The following is a 17458-nucleotide window of genomic DNA, read 5'->3' as shown; positions in this document are numbered from 1 at the left end:
TTCAAATTTCAACACCACTCAGACCAATCGCTGCAAGGCTTTGCGCCGCCACACGCCATGGAAATACCAGGCCTGCAGTACCAGCGCGCACAGGTACGTGGCGGGGTAGGCCGCCCAGGTGGCCACCAGGCCAAACTGCCGCCCCCACAGCCAGCCCAGCGGCACGATCAGGCAGGCCAGGCAACCCAGCGAAATGAGGGTGGGCACCAGCACCGTGCCGCTGGCACGCATGACCCCTGAATACACGCTGGCCAGCCCAAAAAACACCGCACCCCACACGGTGATGTGCAGCACACGTCCCGCGATGTCGATCACTCGCGCATCCACCACGAACAGCCCCACGATCCAGGGCGCGGCCACAAACACCAGCACCGCCAGACCGCCCGTGAGCAGCAGGTTCATGCGCATGCCGGTGCGCGTGACGGCGGCCACCTGCTGGGCCTGACCCGCGCCAATCGCCTGCGCGGCAAACACCGATGCCGCCATGGCCACGGCCATCGCAGGGAACAACACGTACGACATGACCTGGCTGGCCGCGCCCCAGGCCGCCGTGGCTGCCGAGCCGTGCGCGTTGACCAGGCTCAGCAGCCCCAGGTCGGCCAAAGAGCCTGTGATGAAAAACAGCCCCGTGGGCACACCCAGGCGGACGAGGGTGCGCAGCAAGGCTGCGTCCAGCCGCATCTGCCCTGCCAGCGCCCGCGTGGGGGCCAGCACATGGGCGCGGCGCCGCAGGTGCCAGGCCGTCCAGCCCAGCGACGCCAAGGTGGCCAGCAGCAGCGCCAACACCCCGCCCAGAATGCCCAGCGCGGGCAGGCCCACGCCAGGCAGGCCGCGGATGAACAGCGGCGCCAGCACCACCGTGGCGGACAGCGACACCAACAGCGCGCGCAGCGGCGTGACCGTGTCGCCCGTGCCGCGCAGCAGCGCCGCGGTCAGCATCGAGGTGAACAACACCGGGAACAGCAGCACCATTCCCCGCGCATAGACAACGGCCTGCGGCAGCACATCGGCGGGCGTGCCCAGCGCCACCATCACAGGGCGCGCCACCGCCACCCCCACGGCTGCCAGCACCAGGCCCAGCAGCACGCCCACACACAGCGTGGTGCCCGCCACGGCATGCAGCCGCGCGTGGTTGCGCGCGCCCCAGGCCTGGCCGACCAGGATGGACGCGCCGGTGCCCAGACCAAACACAAACGCGCTGAACAACAGGAACAGCGGCATGAACGACGCCACCGCCGCCAGCGAACCCGCGCCCAGCAGCCGCCCCACGTAAATGTGGTTCACCGTGCCGGTGAGCGCCTGCAGGATGTTGGTGAGCACCAACGGGCCGAGAAAGATGAGAAAGCGGCGGTCGAGAGATGGCGAAGCGGGCAGCACTGGCGGCACCGACACCGGGCTGCTGGGATGGGTTTTGTCCGTCATGGCACTGCGCCCGCAGGGTGAACGGATGTGGATACGCCATCGTCGATGTGCACCGGCGTGCCCACCGCCACCCGGTCAAACAGGTCGATCACATCGGCATTGGTCATGCGCACGCATCCGTGGGATGCCGGCACGCCCATGGGCAATCCGTCGGGGCAGCCGTGCAGGTAGATGTAGCGGCGCAGCGTGTCGACCGCGCCGCCCCGGTTGATACCAGGCTCGCAGCCGGTGAGCCACAGGATGCGGCTCAAAATCCAGTCGCGCCCCGGGTGCGCTGCGGCCAGCGCGGGCGAATAGATCTCGCCCGTGGCCCGGCGCCCCACAAACACCGTGCCCGGCGCGCAGCCCGCGCCCACCTTGGCGCGCACCCGGTGGTGGCCGCGCGGCGTGCAACCGCTGCCGTGGACCTCGCCCACACCGTTGAGCGCGGTGGACACCGGGTAGCTGCGCAGGGTGGCGCCGTCGTGCACCAGGCGCAGCTGCTGCAGGGCGATGTCGATGTGCAGCCGGGTGCCTTGCATCGTGGTTCAGCGCGCAGCCACCAGCCCGGCGCCATGCCCGCGCGTGAAGGCCTCTTCAAACACCGAATAGCCCGACCAGTCGCTGTGCGCAAACGCGAGCCGTGCGGTGGCGGGGGTGGGTATCCAGGCAGATCGCTCACCATTTGATAGCTGCTTGCGCTTACCAGATAAGCGCTGGAGGCCAATTTTGCTTAAAAACTGCTGTATGCCCGGCACCGGGATGGACATGGCATGGCCGTAGCGGGTGATGTCCACGCGCGTGGCGCGCTGGCGCAGGTCGGGGTGCGGCACGGCCAGTGCGGCCAGCGCCGCGTCGGCCCACTGCTGCCAGGGCGCCGTGGCCAGTTGCTGGCGGGCATCGGGCACATCGCCCAGCGCCTGATAGTAGGTAAGCACCGTGGGGCCAGCGACGGCAGTGCGCGGGTCCAGCCGCTGGTGCCCTGCGTTCACGTAACCCAGGCCGCCTGCGGTGGGGTCGGCGTACAGCACGTTGTCCCACGCGGGGGCGGCGCCGGGGCGGTCGGTCAGCGGGGTGTCGATGTGGATGTTGGCCACCAGCCAGGGCGCCCACTGCAGGCGCTGCGCGGCGCCGGTCAGAAACGCGGGCGGGTTGTGCACCACGCGCGCGGCCACAAACACAGGCAGCGCCACGATGCAGCGCGGTGCCTGCCAACGCTCCACGCTGTCGGTGGTGTGGTTGAAGGCGTCCACCTCCACGCCGTGGCGAGTTTCGGTGATGCGCAGCACGCTGGTGGCGGTGCGCAACTGGCCGCCGCCATTCAGGGTGTTGGCGAGGGGCTCGGCCAGGCGGTGGGTGATCCAGCCATTGCCTTCGGGCCAGGTGAGCACGCTTTCGCGGGCTTCGTCCACGGCCTCGCCGGGGGCATGAAAACCGTGGCGGCTGGCAAAGTAATGGATGCCCGCCCAGGCCGACACCCGGTCGACGCCCGCGCCGTAGTCGTCGCGGCAGCAGTAGTCCAGGTACCAGCGCAGGTGGGCGTCATCCAGGCCTTCTTGCGCCAGCCAGGCACTAAAAGTCATAGCATCCAGCGCTTGATGGGTAAGCGCTAGCGGCTGTTTTGAGCCCCAAAGTTTGAGGGCGGGCATCGCAAACCGGGCTGCCTTGGCCTCCCGATTCACCACCTGCGCAAAGCGGCGGTATTGGTCCAGCGTGGCTTCGCCCACACCGTGCACAGGCAGCAGACCCTCTTGCCACTCGCCCTCAAAAAACAAGCGCTCTTGCGGGCTGTGGCACAGGTGGCGCTCGTCGTATTGCCAGCGCCCGGCCACCCGGCGGCGCAGGCCCAGTTCTTCCAGCAGGTCCTGCACCTCGCGCGCATCGTCGCCGGGCACGGGCAGGTAGTGCGCGCCCAGCGGGCAGGTGATGCCGTTGACCATGCCGCCCCGGCTGTTGCCGCCCGGTGCGTCCTCCAGCTCCAGCAGCGCAAAGTCGTCCACGCCCGCCAGCCGCAGCGACCGCGCCGCAGCAAGCCCCGCCACACCCCCGCCCGCGATGATGACCTGCGCGCGGCGCACCACCGTGGGGGCGGGCAAGGTGCCGGTTTTGAGCAGGTCGCGCAGCTGGTGGCCCCGCGCCATGTCGATGCCGGTGAAGCCGCCTTCCAGCGTGCGCGCCGCCTTTTCGCAGCCCGGCAGCAGTGCCCCGCCCAGGACGGCACCGCTGGTTTGCAACCAACGCCGACGCGACAGCGCGGCACCGATGGGGGAGGGGTGAAGAATTGCGGGCATGGGGCGCTTACTCTAAGGCACACGCCGGACCCCGGTCGAGCGCGTGTTGCCCCCTGGCGTCCGCAGCACCGCAGGGCCGCCGGGTTCAGTCCGGCCAGCGGGCCTGGATGTCCAGCAACGTGGGCATCTGCGCAATGAACACCTCGACCATGGCCGGGTCGAAATGCAGCCCGGCTTGCGCTTGCAGGTGCGCCACGGTGGCGTCAATCGGCCAGGGCTCCTTGTAGGGGCGGCGCGCGGTGAGCGCATCAAACACATCGGCCAAAGCCACGATGCGCGCCTCCACAGGAATGGCCTCGCCCACAAGGCCGTGGGGGTAGCCGGAGCCGTCCCACTTCTCGTGGTGAAACAGGGCCACCGTGCGCGCCAGGCGCAGCACGCCCGAGGGATGTTCGCCAATGATGTCGGCGCCGATCTCGGGGTGGCGGCGCATCACGTCCCATTCTTCCGCGGTGAGCTTGCCGGGCTTGCGCAAGATGGCATCCGGGATGCCGATCTTGCCCACGTCGTGCATCGGCGCGGCGTTGAGCAGATCGTCCGCCCAGGCGACCGAATACCCCAGCGCCAGCGCCAGCACCTGGGCAAAGTGGCTCATGCGGATGACGTGCATGCCGGTCTCGTTGTCCTTGAATTCGGCCGCGCGCCCCAGGCGCTGCACGATCTGCAGGCGGGTTTCGCGCAGCTCTTCGGTGCGCACCAGCGACAGGTGGGTGCGCACCCGCGCGCGCACCACGGGCGCACTGATGGGTTTGGTGATGTAGTCCACCGCGCCCGCATCAAACCCGCGCGTTTCCTCGGCGGTGTCTGTCAGCGCGGTGACGAAGATCACGGGGATGCCTGCCGTGTCGCGGTCTGCCTTCAGGGCAGCGCACACGGCATAGCCGTCCATGCCCGGCATCATCACGTCCAGCAGGATGAGCTGGGGTTTTTGTTGTTGGGCAATCTGCAGGGCGCGGGCGCCATCGGTGGCAAACAGCAGGCGGTAGTCGTCTTGCAGCACGTGCCGCAGCACCTGCAGGTTGGTGGGCTCGTCGTCGACAAGCAGCAGACGCGGGCGGTGGTCTTCGGAGGGCATCATGGGGCGGGCATCTGCTCGACGTGCGTGTGCAAGGTGCGCAAGGCGTTCAGCGCGTCGTCAAAGTCAAAACGGTCGAGGGCTTCGCGCAATCCGTCCAGGCAGGTTGCGGAAAGGTGCTGTTCCAGAACGGCCAGCGGGCCATCAGGCAGTTCTCCCGTGGCCAGCGCGCTCGTCATGGCGTTCAGCGCGGCCAGCACCTCGGATCGTTCGGGCGCGCCCAGGGCGTGGGGCAGGGCGGGGGTGTCGGCCGGGCTGGCGTCGGGGGCGTCCAGGCTGGCCAGCGCGTGGCGCACCTGGCCCAGCGCTGTGTCCAGCTCGTCAATCAGCACCGGGCGGGCACTGGCGTGGGCGGGGTGCGCAGCGGCGGCCTCCAGGCGTTCGGCCAGGCGCTGCACGGTGGTCAGCGCCAGGTTGCCCGCGGCGCCGCGCAGCCGGTGGGCGGCGGCGGCCAGGGTCTGCACGTCGGCCGCAGCCGCATTGGCGCGCAGGGCATCGAGGGTGGCGTCCGACTCCTGCAGGAACCGGGCGATGGCTTCGCGCAGGTAACGCGCCTGGGTCCACAGCCGCACGCCGCGCTCCCAGTCGATGGCTGGCAACGCCGGGGCGCTGCGCCCGTGGGGCGTGTCGGCCGCCAGGGGCGCCGAGCCGGTGATGGGCAGCGCATCGTCGGCCAACCCGTGCAGGCCGATGGCGCGCGCGATCTCGCCCACCAGGCGCAGCGGCTCGATGGGCTTGCTGGCAAATCCGTCCATGCCGGCAGCGCGCGCGTTGCGGCGGTCTTTCTCCAGCACGCTGGCAGACAGGGCCACGATGGCGGTGGGCTTGCGGCGGTGGTCCTGCTCGAAGGTGCGCATGTGGCGCGTGGCCTCCAGGCCGTCCATGTCGGGCATCTGCAGGTCCATCAGCACCACGTCGAAGCGTTCGCGTTCAAAGGCCAAAACGGCATCGGCACCGCTGTGGGCCAGCACCACCTTGTGGCCACCGCGCTGCAAGATGATGTCCAGCAACTCCAGGTTGGCGGGCACGTCGTCCACCGCCAGCACGCGCAGCGGGGGCAGCGCCAGGCGGGGCTTGGTGCGCACGGCGGCTGCCGTGGGGGCGTCCCCGTCTTGCCCGGTGGCCACCTGCAGTGGCAGCCGCACGCTGAAGTTGCTGCCCTGCCCCACCTGGCTGGCCACGGCGATGCGACCACCCATCAGCTCCGTGAGCTGGCGCGCAATGGTCGTGCCCAGGCCTGTGCCGCCATAGCGGCGGGTGGTGGATGCGTCCGCCTGGGAGAACGGGTCAAAAATGCGTTGCAGCCCAGCGGCGTCGATGCCGATGCCGGTGTCGATGACCTCCAACAGCAGTGGCCCGTCGCCGCCCGACACGCGCAGGGTGACACCGCCCTCGTGCGTGAACTTGATGGCGTTGCCAATGAGGTTGAGCAGCACTTGCTGGATGCGAAACGCATCGCCCTGCCAGAACTCGGCCACGGTGGGTGGGTAGTCCAGCACCAGGGTCAGGCCCTTTTTAGCTGCGGTGATGCGCAGCGAGGCCAATATCTGGTCGCACAGCTCGCGCAGGCTGAAGGCCTCGATCTCCAGCTCGACCGCGCCTTTTTCGAGCTTGGCGGTGTCCAGGATGTCGTTGAGCAGGCGCAGCATGGAGCGCGCCGCGTGGTGCACCGTGCCCAGGTGGCGGCGCTGCGTGCTCTCCAGTTGCGAGTCAAGCAGCGCCTCGGTGAAGCCGATGATGGCGTTCATGGGGGTGCGGATCTCGTGGCTCATGTTGGCCAAGAACGTGCTGCGCGCTGCGGCAGCTTGCTCGGCCCGGTCCTTGGCGGTGCGCAGGTCTTGTTCCATCGCCCGGCGCTGGCTCAGGTCGGTGGCGAACTTGATGACCTTGAACACCTTGCCGCTGGCATCAAAAATGGGGTTGTAGGTGGCTTGTATCCAGACCTCGCGTCCGTCTTTGCCAAACCGCTGGAACTCGCCCGCTACAAACTCTCCCTGCCCCAGGCGGCGCCATAGCGTTGCGTAGTCGTCGCTTTGCACAAACTCGGGCTTGCAGAACAGGGCATGGGGCTGGCCAATCAACTCGTCCATGGTGTAGCCGGTCAGCGCCAGAAAATTGGGGTTGGCGGTGATGACACGCCCCCGGAGATCGAACTCCACGGTGGCCTGCGAGCGGCCAATGGCCTGCACCGTGCCCGCAAACTCGGCATTGCGCGCCTTGATGTCGGTGACGTCCAGGATGACACCGTCGATCCAGCGCATGGCGCCATCCGCATCCGGCACACCGCGGCCGCTTTCCGACATCCAGCGCGTGTGGCCGTCGCGGGTCTTGATGCGAAATTCCACCTGGTAGGGCCGTCCGGTCTGCAGCGCGTGTTCCACATCCAGCGCGATGTGGGCGGCGTCCTCGGGGTGGGTGATGTCGCCAAAATGAATGCGGCCCTGCACAAAATCATCGGCCGTCCAGCCGGTGATCTGCACCACCGCATCGCTGATGAACAGCATGGGCCAGCTGCCACTGTTGAGACAACGAAACGCCACACCCGGCAGGTTGCTGACCAGCGAGCGCAGCTGCTCTTCGCCCTGGCGGCGCGCGCGCTCCAGCACCTTGCGCTCGGTCAGGTCGGTCAGAAAACCCACAAACAGCGGTTCGCCCGGCTGTTCCACCCGCCCCACGGCCAGCCGGATGGGCACAAGCGAGCCATCCTTGCGCACCGCTTCCACCTCACGCGCCGCGCCGATGATCTTGGTCAGGCCGGTGTCGAGGTGGTTGCGCAGGTAGCCATCGTGCGCATCGCGGTGGGGCGATGGCATGAGCATGTGGATGTTCTGGCCCATCACCTCGTCGGCCGTCCACCCCAGCAGCCGTTCGGCCGCGCCGTTGAACAGCCGCACCGTGCCCAGCGCGTCGATGATGATGATGCCGTCCACGGCTGTGTCGACCAGCGCACTGAGGCGCGAGGCATTGGCCCGGGTTTCGCGCAACAGCTGGCGAAACCGGATGCTCACGTTCACCCCCGTGATGATCAGGCCCGCGACCAGTGTCACCATGGCAATGGCCAGCGCCAGAAACACCGAATGCGCGCCGGTGGCGGCCGGTTCGGCCACCGGCGACACCACACGCAGCGCCGCCATGGCGATGTAGTGCATGCCCGCAATGGCCAGCCCCATGACCACACCGCCCACTGCGGTCGCGGCCCAGCGCGGAATGCGCGCCATGCGGCTGAGCCGAAAGCGCACCCACAGCGCCAGACAGGCCACCACCACCGCAAACACGAGCGATGCCAAAAACCCCGGCACGTCGTAGCGCATGATCGACGCAAACTCGGACGCGGCCATGCCCGTGTAGTGCATCACGCCAATGCCTGCACCCACCAGAGCGCCGCTGATCAGCAATGAGCGGGTACTGACCTGCGCCTGCGCCAGCACGTTGAGCGCCACCCACGACGCCAGCAGGCTGGGGATGACCGAGCCCATGGTGATCCACGGGTTGAAGTTGCCCGACGCACACAGCTCGAAGGCCAGCATGCCGACGAAATGCATGGCCCACACCCCACCCCCCAGAGCCACCGAGCCCGACAGGATGACCAGACGGCGGGTGGAAGTATCTGGCGCACGCAGCGCAAAGCCCGCCAGGTGGAGGGCCATGATGGAGGACGCAATCGCCAAAGCCACCGACACGGCCACCAGCCAGGGGTCATGGCTCCAGAACACGTCCATCACAGCCTGTTCGGCACTGACAACAAAGAACCGGTCAAGCATGTGCGCAATAGGTAAACAATGGCGTCCATTGTGCCGAAGCGCCATCCGCACCGTTGATGAACCGCCGCAACCCGTTGGCCTTCGCCCACATGACCGGGGGCTCAGGGTCGAGAAACTCTCGATTTTTCAGTGCGTGGTGCGGCCCCATTCCCGTTCATAGGTGTGCACCAGCGCCTGGTTCGACAGCCGGTTCACCTCACCCGGCACCCGCGCCATGTCAAGGGGAAAGTCAAACAGCAGCGGCAGCGTGTCGGCACTCAAGAACCGCAAATCAGCGGGCAGCGCATCGGGCAGGCGCCAGGGGCGGCGGCTGGCGATGATGAAGCCCCATTCGCCAAAGCTGGGCACATGCGCGTGGTATGGCGCGGTGCGCAGGCCCACCGATTCGATGGTCTGCGCCACCGTCCAGTAGCTTTGCCGCGCAACCAGGGGCGAGGTGGTCTGCACCACCGCATAACCGCTGGCGGTCAGGCGCCTGTCCAGCAGCGCATAAAAGCTGTTGGTGTAGAGCTTGCCGATGGAAAAATTGGTGGGGTCGGGGAAGTCCACCACGATGACATCAAACGTGTCTATCGCCCCCACGCTCCCCGCTTCGCGTGGTTCGCTGCCCCCCGAGGGGGCCTTCGCGCCTTCGGGCGGCCGGGCGGCGCTCACGCTGCCCTCCTGCAACCAGCCAAACGCATCGGTATTGACGATCTTCACCTTGGGGTTCTGCAGCGCATGACCATTCAACGCGGCGAGCGTGGGGTTCTCGCTGAAGATCCGGGTCATGGCCGGGTCCAGCTCGACCAAGGTCACGGATTCCACGGACGAGTACTTCAATATTTCGCGCACCGCCATGCCGTCGCCACCGCCCAGCACGGCCACCTTCTTCGGCGCACCGTGGGCCGCCATGGCGGGGTGCACCAACGCCTCGTGATAGCGGTATTCGTCGGCCTGCGCAAACTGCAGATTGCCGTTCAGGTACAGCCGGTGCCCGGCGCGCCCTTGTGTGACCACGATGCGCTGGTAGGACGACGCGGTGCTGAACACGATGCGGTCCTGATAAAACTTGTCTTCGGCAAAGGTAGTGATGTGCTCGGCCCCCGCCAGCGCCGCCAGCAAAATGCCCAGCACCATCACACAGGCCGCCAGGTGCGCCTTCAGCCGCCGCAGCTCGCGCCGGAACAGCCACACCGCCCACAGCGCCACGGCAGCGTTCATCACCCCAAACAGCAGCCCGGTGCGAATGAGCCCCAGATGCGGCACCAGCAGCAACGGGAACGCCATCGACACCACCAGCGCGCCCAGGTAGTCAAACGTGAGCACCTGCGAGACCAGGTCCTTGAGCGCCACGTTGCGCTTCAAGATGCGCATGACCAGCGGAATCTCCAGCCCTGCCAGCATGCCCACCATGAACACCATGCCGTACAGCAGCAGGCGAAAAGCCCCCGGCGCGTAGGCATTGGCCAGGAACAGCGTGGCGGGCAGCATCCCGCCAATCAGCGCCACCATCAACTCGATGCGCAAGAAGTGCGCAGGCAGCTGCCGCTCAAAGTACCGCGACAGCCACGAGCCCACGCCCATGGCAAACAGGTAGGTGCCGATGATGGTGCTGAACTGCAGCACCGAGTCGCCCAGCACATACGACGCCAGCGCGCCAGCCGCCAGCTCGTACAGCAGCCCGCACGCGGCCACCACAAACACGCTGGTGAGCAGGGCGACTTCGATGGGGCGGGGGCCGGAGGGGGCGCCCGGGGCTTCCGTCACGGAAGTGGGGGATGGCGGTTCAGATGACAAAACAAGGCAATCAGTCGTCAGCGCACCCTGTGGTGCACTACTTCATTCGGGCGGACAAGGGTGTCAGTGAATGGCAGCCGCCACGATGATGCTGATGCCCAGACACATCGCGGCCACCACCATGGCCAGGGCCTTGTTCTGCTTTTCGACAATCTCTTGCCACAGGTCGTAGGGCGTGATTTTGTCGACGATGACAAAACACACCCAGAAGATGACCACGCCAATCAGCGCATACAGCATGGACCCGAGGAAGGCTGCGGGCCGGAGCCATTCGATTCCCATCATGAGGTGATCTCCTTGAAAACGGTAGGGTGCAAGTGGGTGCCAGAAATGGGTGAGCGGGGACGGTCTACTTGTGGCTGCCGCCCGACGAGTACCCGCCAAACGAGCCGCCCGAGCTGCGGTAGCCGCTGCCGGACGAGCCCGAACAGTTGCTCAGGATGATCAACAGAATCAGGATGACCACCGCAAGCAAAATGATGGTGGCACAGCCCAGGCCCGACTTGGCGGTGAAGGGGCCGGGGTCGTCGCGCTGGAGCGCATCTTTTTTGTCTTCGAGCTTGAAGGCCTTGACCACGGTGTCGCTGGCGAGCTTGTCGCCGGACGACCAGGTGATCTCATTGGGGCTTTGCTCCATCGACAACAAGCCCTTGGCGCTGGCGAAGTCGCGGTTGGTGGTCTTCTGGCCGCGCGTGACCTGCCAGTAGAACTCGCCCAGCACATAGGTGGTTTCGGCCTCGTAGGTGTATTTGAGCTCGTACTTGGTACCCATGTAGGTGGCCGAGCGGCCCGTGGCCGCCATCTGCGGCGCGCCCGTGGTGGGGCGCACCATGCTCCAGCCGTCCTCGGCATCCACCAGAAACGCAAAGCCACGCTTTTGGTTGTAGAGCAGGTATTCGCTCCAGCCAAAGTGCTCGTCGTCGCCGGGCTCCACGCCCATGCGGTGCTGAAAACCCACCACCTGCCAGTGCACGCCCTGCAACTGGCCCTTGGCGCCGAGCGGGATGAGCGGCTGCACGGGCTCGTCCTGCTCGGCCGAGCGCAGTTCGCCACCCACGCCGCTGCTGACGTCGATGACGCTGGCGCACGAACCGCAGGTGATGCTTTTGGTGTTGGCCAGTTGCACCTGCACGGGCGCGCCACAGTGCGGGCAGCTGAACTGGCGGCCTTTTTCGTCCTTGGCGGATTCGTCTTTGAGGCCCTGCAAGTGCAGGTCTTCCAGCAGCACCGACTTGCCGCGCTCCACGCTGGGGGGCGTGTGGCCATAGTCGATGCTGACCACTTCACCTTCGGCACTGCGCAGCTCGACCATGTCGAAGGGCTGGCCCAGCGGCGGCAGTTTGGGCAGCTCGCCCTGGGCCGAGATCAGCGATGCCTGGCCCGTGTAGGCCACGCTGTAGGGTTTGCCGTTGATGGCGGTGGTGGTGCCGATGCGAAAGCGCTCGGGCGCAGGCATTTCGCGACCGGGGTCAATGGGGCGCGTGAAGACATAGGCACCGTTGTCCTCGCCCAGCGTGGCCAGGGTGCCGTCGTTCAGGAAGGCGGCCCATTCGGTCCAGACCCCTGCATCGCCTTTGTATTGCAGGCGACCCACCAGGGTGAAGGGCACATCCTTGCCATCGAGCTGGATGCGCCCGCTGGCCATGAGCTGAAGCGGGCTGTGGTCGTCGAACAGCTCGGCCATCTTGCCCACGCGCTGCAGCACGTCGCCATTGCGCACGACGGTGCTCTGGCAATAGCCGCAGACGGCGTGCGTGGACTGCGCGCTGCGGAATTCAACCGGCGCGCCGCAGCCCGGGCAGGGCGCGCGGTAAGAACGCTGTGTGGGGTCGGTGGCCATCAGGCGGGGCGGGCTGCTTGCGCCGTTCAGCACGGCATGGTTTGAAGCCTTTTTGGCCTCTAGCGCTTATCCCTCAGGCGCAAGCAGCTATTTTATTTATAGCAACCAGGTTCAGACCAGCTTCTTGAGCAGCTCGGCCTTCTTGGCGTCGAACTCTTCCTGGGTCAGGATGCCCTTGGACTTGAGTTCGCCCAGCTTCTCCAGCGTGGCCATCACGTCCTCGGGCTTCACGCCCAGGGGTGCGGCGGCCGCCTGCGCCGCTGCGGCAGCCGCAGGGGCCACCGGGGTCTGCAGGCCTTGCTGCAGGTTTTGCGCCAGCACCTGGCCCAGCGCCACGCCAGCGCCCAGGCCCATGGCGTCACCCGCAATGCCGCTGCCACCACCACCGCCGCCTTCGGCAAACTTGGGGATGGCCTGCGCCGTCTGGTACTGCATGAACTTGGCCATGTCGTTGCCGACCATGCCCATGCCGATCTTCTGGTCGAGGATCTTTTGCAGCTCTTCGGGCAGCGAGACGTTCTGCACCGTGAGGGATTCGATCAAGATACCCAGCTTGGCAAAAACCGGTGCCAGCTCCTTGACCATGGCCTCGGCAAACATCACCTGGTTGGCGGCCAGGTCGAGAAACGGCAGGCCGCTGCCCGCGATGGCGTTGCTGATGTTCTGCAGCACCAAGCCGCGCAGCTGGCCTTCCAGGTCGGCCACGGGGTAGGACTCGCGCGTGCCCGAGATCTCGGTGTGGAACGCTTTGGGGTCGGCAATGCGGAACGCGTAGTTGCCGAATGCGCGCAAGCGCACGGCGCCAAAGTCCTTGTCGCGGATGGTGATGGGCTGGGGCGTGCCCCACTTTTGGTCGATCTGCTGGCGCGTGCTGAAGAAGTACACATCGCTCTTGAAGGGGGACTCGAAGAGCTTGTCCCAGTTCTTCAGATAGGTCAGCACCGGCAGCGTCTGCGTGGTGAGCTTGTAGGTACCGGGGGTGAACACGTCGGCCACCTGGCCTTCGTTGACGAAGATCGCCATCTGCGACTCGCGCACCACCAGCGTGCCGCCGTTCTGGATTTCCATGTCGCGCATGGGGAAGCGCCAGGCCAGCGTTCCGTCCCCCTCTTCGGTCCACTGAATGATGTCAATGAACTGTTTCTTGATGAAGTCCATGAGGGCCATGTGTGCTCCCGGCGTAGTGAGGGGTTGGGCAAAAGAGCGGCCATCATAGCAACGGGGGCTTTGCGCACAGAGGCATTTTTTCTGCCCCCAGATGTGAACTGGTTCACGCACAGAACCGGTCTGTTTGGGATAGACGCATTGCGGGGCGGACGGGCGGCGTCTTGATAGTTCCTATCTCGGCTTTAGCCATGATCAATTGGGCAATGCTATTGAGAATAACTACCATTTCAACATCCCTGCAACCAATGCAGGCCCTGTTGAAGACGTGAAAAGGAGTACGCCATGTCCCGCATCCGCCGCACCGCCCGCCAGAACAAGACCATGCTGATGAAGACCGGCAGCTACTACGTCATCCACATCTGTGTGGCCGCCCTGGTGGCCTACGCCGTCACCGGCAACCTGTGGGCCTCGCTCACGCTGAGTTTGCTGGAGCCCACCGTGCAGGCGGTGGCCTTCTTCTTCCATGAAAAGGCCTGGGACCGGGCTGCCCGGCGCACGGCCAACGAGGCCGCCGCAGCACAGACATCCAGCGCTGCGTTGCAGCCTGCCTGAACCGATCCAAAGGAGCCCAGCATGTACAACATCCCTTTGCGGAGCCGCACTGCGGCGGGCCTGGCTTTTCAGCGTTGGCTGGTGCACCGGCTGGCCGGGCTGGCATCTGCGGGTTGATTGCAGTTGAAACCGACGGAGGCCAGAAACAACAACGCCCCGAATCGCGGGGCATTGTTTTTAGGGGATGCGCCAAAAAAGGCGCTCAGCGCATCAGGCCTTCACATCCAGCAGCGAGCCCATCATTTCATCCTGCGCCTTGATCGTCTGCAGGTTGGCCTTGAAGGCGTAGGTCGCAGACATCTGCTCTACGGCCTCTTGCTCCAGCGCGACGCCGCTGGTCTGGGGTTCGCGCTGCACCGTGGCGTTGACCCCGGCGCTATCGGCAGCGGCTTCCTGCTGCACCACTTGGCGGCGGTAGTTGGGGGTGTTCATGTTGGCCACGTTGTTGGCCGATGCATCCAGCCGCAACTGCGCGGCCTGAATGCCTGAACTGCCAATTGAAGAAATGCTTGCCATAAGGTGACCCCGAAAAAACAACAACGGCATAAAGAACCCGGACTAGGGATTGTCCTCCCGTACAGCGCCAAAAACAAGGCTGGCCACTAGCCTAAGGCACAACCCCATACTGGGGAAAGTCGCACCCGCTACTACAAAACAACAGAAGGCTACCGCCACATTTTGTTACTTAGAATCCAGACTCACCAATAAATCTACCGTCTGGAGGGAATTTGAAAAAGACAACGATGTTGCTTGCAGTGCTGCTTTCTGCTTGTGGTGGAGGCGGTGGCGACAACCCCACTGCTCCTGCTCCTGCTCCTGCTCCCGGTAGCGTCACGCTTTCCTTCACTCCTAGCATGATCGATTTGACTCAAGTGGAAGGGGAGCATCGGTCGGTGACGGTGACAACCAAACTTAGTCAGCCAATTTCTGAAGATGTGCTCGTCGATATACGTCTGCCCAACCATTTCGAGCAAAAAGCGCCTACCGAGAAGATCGACGGACAAACGTTTCGCACTACCTTGAACTCATCGACTGCATTGACGCCAGGGGTTCAGTCTGGACAGATAACGGTGAAGTTGTATGGGTGTGCGAGTGGCTGCGCAAACGCTCGTGAACTCAGTGCCGCGCAAATTCCGTATCGCATTCAGGTGAGCTCATCCCAGGGGAATCTCACTCCACTGCAGCGCTTGGATGGTGTTAGTGCTTGGGCGTCTCGTTACGGCAATGGAGCAAACTCAAGCTATGTGCCAACTACAGTCAAACTCAACCCCGCATCGTTCAATTTACGATGGAAAACGACTGATACTAGTTTCGTATCGAGTCCACTAATTTTTAACGGTCACATAATCGCTCATACTGGGTCAAAATTGGAAGCGCTGCGTGAGTACGATGGGACACGCATATGGAGTGTCACTTCTAATCCCACGTCAGCAGATGAACCCATTGTAGTGGGAAATAGAGTATTTGTACCGGAATATCTAGGATTTGACAACGCAATAACTAGCTACGAGATTTCAACAGGGCAAAAATTTCTTTCCATCCCATTTGTTAAAGAGGCGCCTCCCCAATTGCACACTGATGGAGAATCAGTATATTTCGACTCCATTCAGAATCCAGGTGGCCAACTGCGTTATCAATTGACGCGTACGGACCCAACGACTGGCGTTACCCGTTGGCAGGTCCAGCCCGATCTCGGGGCAGCACCTCGCAGGGTGGCGACTGACGATCAGTATGCTTATGCTTATATGTTCAACAAGCTTCGCGTATTCCGAAAAAGTGATGGGGCTGAGGCATTTTCGGTAGATCACGAGCTTGGGGAAAATTCAACGTCCCGCCGACTGACAGCCATGGTTGATAGTTCCCAGCGCGTTATCGGAGGCTGGTATAGCTGGAGTCACGCGTATCTCAGTAGTTTCTCCATTGCCAACAAAAAGCAACTGTGGTCTGTTAAAGATGGCTTCAGAAGTTTGCCCAGCCTTGCGCATAACATGCTCTACGCGGTAGCGACGCAAATTAACAGTACTGAACGACCATCACTGCAAGCGCGATCGGGGGATACAGGCGCCATTACTTGGAGTGTCCTGCTGCCCGACAAGGTGGATCCAAATCAAGACGTGATGTATGAAGTCGTTACTGTCGGGGATATCATTTTCGTCTCGTCGGATCGTCGAGTTGGAGGCGCGACCTACGCAGTCGACCGCAACACGCGCCAGATCGTTTGGACTTACCCGGTAACGGGTAAGCTGGGTGTTTCTGAAAACGGATCTCTACTAATTCAATCGCCGAGTGGCAATTTGCTGGCATTTAATCTTCGGTGACATACGTATCGAATCCGGCGCCCGAGGCGGGAGCGCACTCAGTTTCGGCGTCGTAGGCGATGCTTATTCAGCAAAAGCTGGGGACGGCGCGGAATAACACCGCGCACCCACCTCGGTACTCTATGTGTCGATGCGTCTGGCGGCTTGGGCCATTACAGGCAGCAACGATTACATGATTTCGCTTTGGCTTTTAAATGATGTCAGATTCGCTTTGGCCGAGTAGAGAGCCGACGCCTGCTCCGACGCCGCGTAGGGCTCGGTTGTAGCCGAGTCATCCAGGCTCAACATCGCGGGTTGCATACGAGAGTTGCCAATGGCGAAGAGGGAAATCATGGGTCGACGTCATGACCCCGACGGATGATGAGACGCGGTGCGATTTGGGGGAGCACGACGATGCACCCGGGTGCGTCGTCAACCATGCGCCTGGATCAGGCATTGCGCAAACGCCTGCGCCGCCCGCGGCGGCTGGGGCGACTTGCGCAGCACGCTCACAAACTGGCAGCGGTAATGGAACTGCGCGGGCAATACTGCCTGCATCAGCCCCTGGCGCTCGAAGCCTTCGGCATAGTGGTCTGGCAAGAAGCCCAGGTAGCGGCCTGAGAGGATCAGCGTGGCAATCGACTCCTGGTCAAACCCCGTGGCTTTGCGCGGCAGGCGGGTGCTGTGGCTCAGCTCCATGTTGGGCGAGTGGTAGCCCAGCCCTGCAAACTGGTACGCGCGCAGGGATTCCCAGGTGAGCGCGGCGTGGTCGGTGCCAAATAAGGGGTGTCGCGCACCGCAGTACAGCAGCATGGTTTCGGCGAACAGGTCGGCGTAGACCAGGCTTTGCGACGTGCGGTGCGCCGGAATGATGCCCACATGGAAGCTGCCGTCGATGAGCCCGCGCTCGATGGCCGGGATGGACACCACATGCATCTGCAGGCTGACCTCGGGCGCCTGGCTGGCAAACAGCGCAATCGCGTCGCCAATGTGCGCGGCCGGGTTGCTGGCGGTTTTGTCGAACACCGCCACCTCCAGCCGCCCGCCCATGCGGCGGTGGATGTCGTCGATGCTGCTGCGAAACGCGTCCACGGCGGACAGCAGGCGCAGGGTTTCGTCGTACACGCGCTGGCCCTCGGCCGTGAGGGCAAAACCCGCCCGGCCCCGGCGGCACAGCGTGAGGCCCAGGCGGGTTTCCAGGTCCTTCATGTGGCGGCTGACGGTGCTGGTGCCGATGTTCAGCTCCAGCTCGGCGGCCGACATGCCGCCGCACTCCACCACGCTCTTGAAGACCT

At 64.5% G+C, this 17458-nt stretch carries 13 protein-coding genes; 2 read left to right on the top strand and 11 right to left on the bottom strand.

Annotation, left to right across the window (positions count from 1 at the left end):
• Positions 1 to 18 precede the first annotated feature (18 nt).
• The 9 genes from ACK41V_RS07195 to ACK41V_RS07155 form a co-directional block, all read right to left on the bottom strand.
• On the bottom strand, positions 19 to 1422 hold the full coding sequence (locus ACK41V_RS07195; protein WP_409779872.1) for an MATE family efflux transporter: 1404 nt from the start codon (positions 1420 to 1422) through the stop codon (positions 19 to 21).
• Positions 1419 to 1943 (bottom strand): L,D-transpeptidase family protein, encoded by a 525-nt coding sequence (locus tag ACK41V_RS07190; RefSeq protein ID WP_409779869.1) that lies wholly within the window; start codon positions 1941 to 1943, stop codon positions 1419 to 1421. Before ACK41V_RS07190 ends, ACK41V_RS07195 begins: the two co-directional genes overlap by 4 nt.
• A gap of 6 nt (positions 1944 to 1949) precedes the next feature.
• On the bottom strand, positions 1950 to 3692 hold the full coding sequence (locus tag ACK41V_RS07185) for an FAD-dependent oxidoreductase (protein ID WP_409779866.1): 1743 nt from the start codon (positions 3690 to 3692) through the stop codon (positions 1950 to 1952).
• Between the two features lie 85 nt (positions 3693 to 3777).
• A complete protein-coding gene (locus ACK41V_RS07180) occupies positions 3778 to 4767 on the bottom strand; it encodes a two-component system response regulator (protein ID WP_409780080.1) in 990 nt (329 codons plus the stop codon).
• On the bottom strand, positions 4767 to 8528 hold the full coding sequence (locus ACK41V_RS07175; RefSeq protein WP_409779863.1) for a PAS domain S-box protein: 3762 nt from the start codon (positions 8526 to 8528) through the stop codon (positions 4767 to 4769). Before ACK41V_RS07175 ends, ACK41V_RS07180 begins: the two co-directional genes overlap by 1 nt.
• Before the next feature lie 126 nt (positions 8529 to 8654).
• The gene (locus ACK41V_RS07170) at positions 8655 to 10277 is read right to left on the bottom strand and encodes a polyamine aminopropyltransferase (protein WP_409779860.1); all 1623 of its coding nucleotides are present in this window, start codon (positions 10275 to 10277) and stop codon (positions 8655 to 8657) included.
• Positions 10278 to 10370: 93 nt separating this feature from the next.
• Positions 10371 to 10592, bottom strand: coding sequence for a DUF350 domain-containing protein (locus ACK41V_RS07165; protein WP_409779857.1), 222 nt, complete (start codon positions 10590 to 10592; stop codon positions 10371 to 10373).
• A 64-nt stretch (positions 10593 to 10656) separates the two neighbouring features.
• On the bottom strand, positions 10657 to 12147 hold the full coding sequence (locus tag ACK41V_RS07160) for a DUF4178 domain-containing protein (protein WP_409779855.1): 1491 nt from the start codon (positions 12145 to 12147) through the stop codon (positions 10657 to 10659).
• A 111-nt stretch (positions 12148 to 12258) separates the two neighbouring features.
• Positions 12259 to 13314 (bottom strand): SPFH domain-containing protein, encoded by a 1056-nt coding sequence (locus ACK41V_RS07155; protein ID WP_409779852.1) that lies wholly within the window; start codon positions 13312 to 13314, stop codon positions 12259 to 12261.
• Positions 13315 to 13596: 282 nt separating this feature from the next.
• Between ACK41V_RS07155 and ACK41V_RS07150 the strand changes: the two genes are divergently transcribed.
• A complete protein-coding gene (locus ACK41V_RS07150) occupies positions 13597 to 13866 on the top strand; it encodes a DUF2061 domain-containing protein (protein ID WP_409779845.1) in 270 nt (89 codons plus the stop codon).
• A 210-nt stretch (positions 13867 to 14076) separates the two neighbouring features.
• Here ACK41V_RS07150 and ACK41V_RS07145 read toward each other — a convergent pair whose 3' ends face one another.
• Positions 14077 to 14382: a flagellar basal body protein gene (locus tag ACK41V_RS07145; protein ID WP_409779842.1), complete on the bottom strand. Its 306-nt coding sequence runs from the start codon at positions 14380 to 14382 to the stop codon at positions 14077 to 14079.
• Positions 14383 to 14594: 212 nt separating this feature from the next.
• Between ACK41V_RS07145 and ACK41V_RS07140 the strand changes: the two genes are divergently transcribed.
• Positions 14595 to 16184, top strand: a complete 1590-nt coding sequence (locus ACK41V_RS07140) for a PQQ-binding-like beta-propeller repeat protein (protein WP_409779839.1) — start codon at positions 14595 to 14597, stop codon at positions 16182 to 16184.
• A 411-nt stretch (positions 16185 to 16595) separates the two neighbouring features.
• Here ACK41V_RS07140 and ACK41V_RS07135 read toward each other — a convergent pair.
• A partial coding sequence (locus tag ACK41V_RS07135; protein WP_409779836.1) for a LysR family transcriptional regulator occupies positions 16596 to 17458 on the bottom strand: 863 nt, incomplete at its 5' end.

It is taken from the genome of Acidovorax sp., from assembly GCF_046291265.1.
GTDB lineage: Bacteria > Pseudomonadota > Gammaproteobacteria > Burkholderiales > Burkholderiaceae_C > Acidovorax.
Note: the sequence above shows the minus strand (reverse complement) of the source record. Positions and strands in the feature narration are given on the sequence as shown.

Bases quoted from the DNA above. Each gene is read 5' to 3' on its own strand.
- ACK41V_RS07195 (WP_409779872.1), bottom strand. From the start codon at position 1,422: ATGACGGACAAAACCCATCCCAGCAGCCCGGTGTCGGTGCCGCCAGTG.
- ACK41V_RS07190 (WP_409779869.1), bottom strand. From the start codon at position 1,943: ATGCAAGGCACCCGGCTGCACATCGACATCGCCCTGCAGCAGCTGCGC.
- ACK41V_RS07185 (WP_409779866.1), bottom strand. From the start codon at position 3,692: ATGCCCGCAATTCTTCACCCCTCCCCCATCGGTGCCGCGCTGTCGCGT.
- ACK41V_RS07180 (WP_409780080.1), bottom strand. From the start codon at position 4,767: ATGCCCTCCGAAGACCACCGCCCGCGTCTGCTGCTTGTCGACGACGAG.
- ACK41V_RS07175 (WP_409779863.1), bottom strand. From the start codon at position 8,528: ATGCTTGACCGGTTCTTTGTTGTCAGTGCCGAACAGGCTGTGATGGAC.
- ACK41V_RS07165 (WP_409779857.1), bottom strand. From the start codon at position 10,592: ATGATGGGAATCGAATGGCTCCGGCCCGCAGCCTTCCTCGGGTCCATG.
- ACK41V_RS07160 (WP_409779855.1), bottom strand. From the start codon at position 12,147: ATGGCCACCGACCCCACACAGCGTTCTTACCGCGCGCCCTGCCCGGGC.
- ACK41V_RS07155 (WP_409779852.1), bottom strand. From the start codon at position 13,314: ATGGCCCTCATGGACTTCATCAAGAAACAGTTCATTGACATCATTCAG.
- ACK41V_RS07150 (WP_409779845.1), top strand. From the start codon at position 13,597: ATGTCCCGCATCCGCCGCACCGCCCGCCAGAACAAGACCATGCTGATG.
- ACK41V_RS07145 (WP_409779842.1), bottom strand. From the start codon at position 14,382: ATGGCAAGCATTTCTTCAATTGGCAGTTCAGGCATTCAGGCCGCGCAG.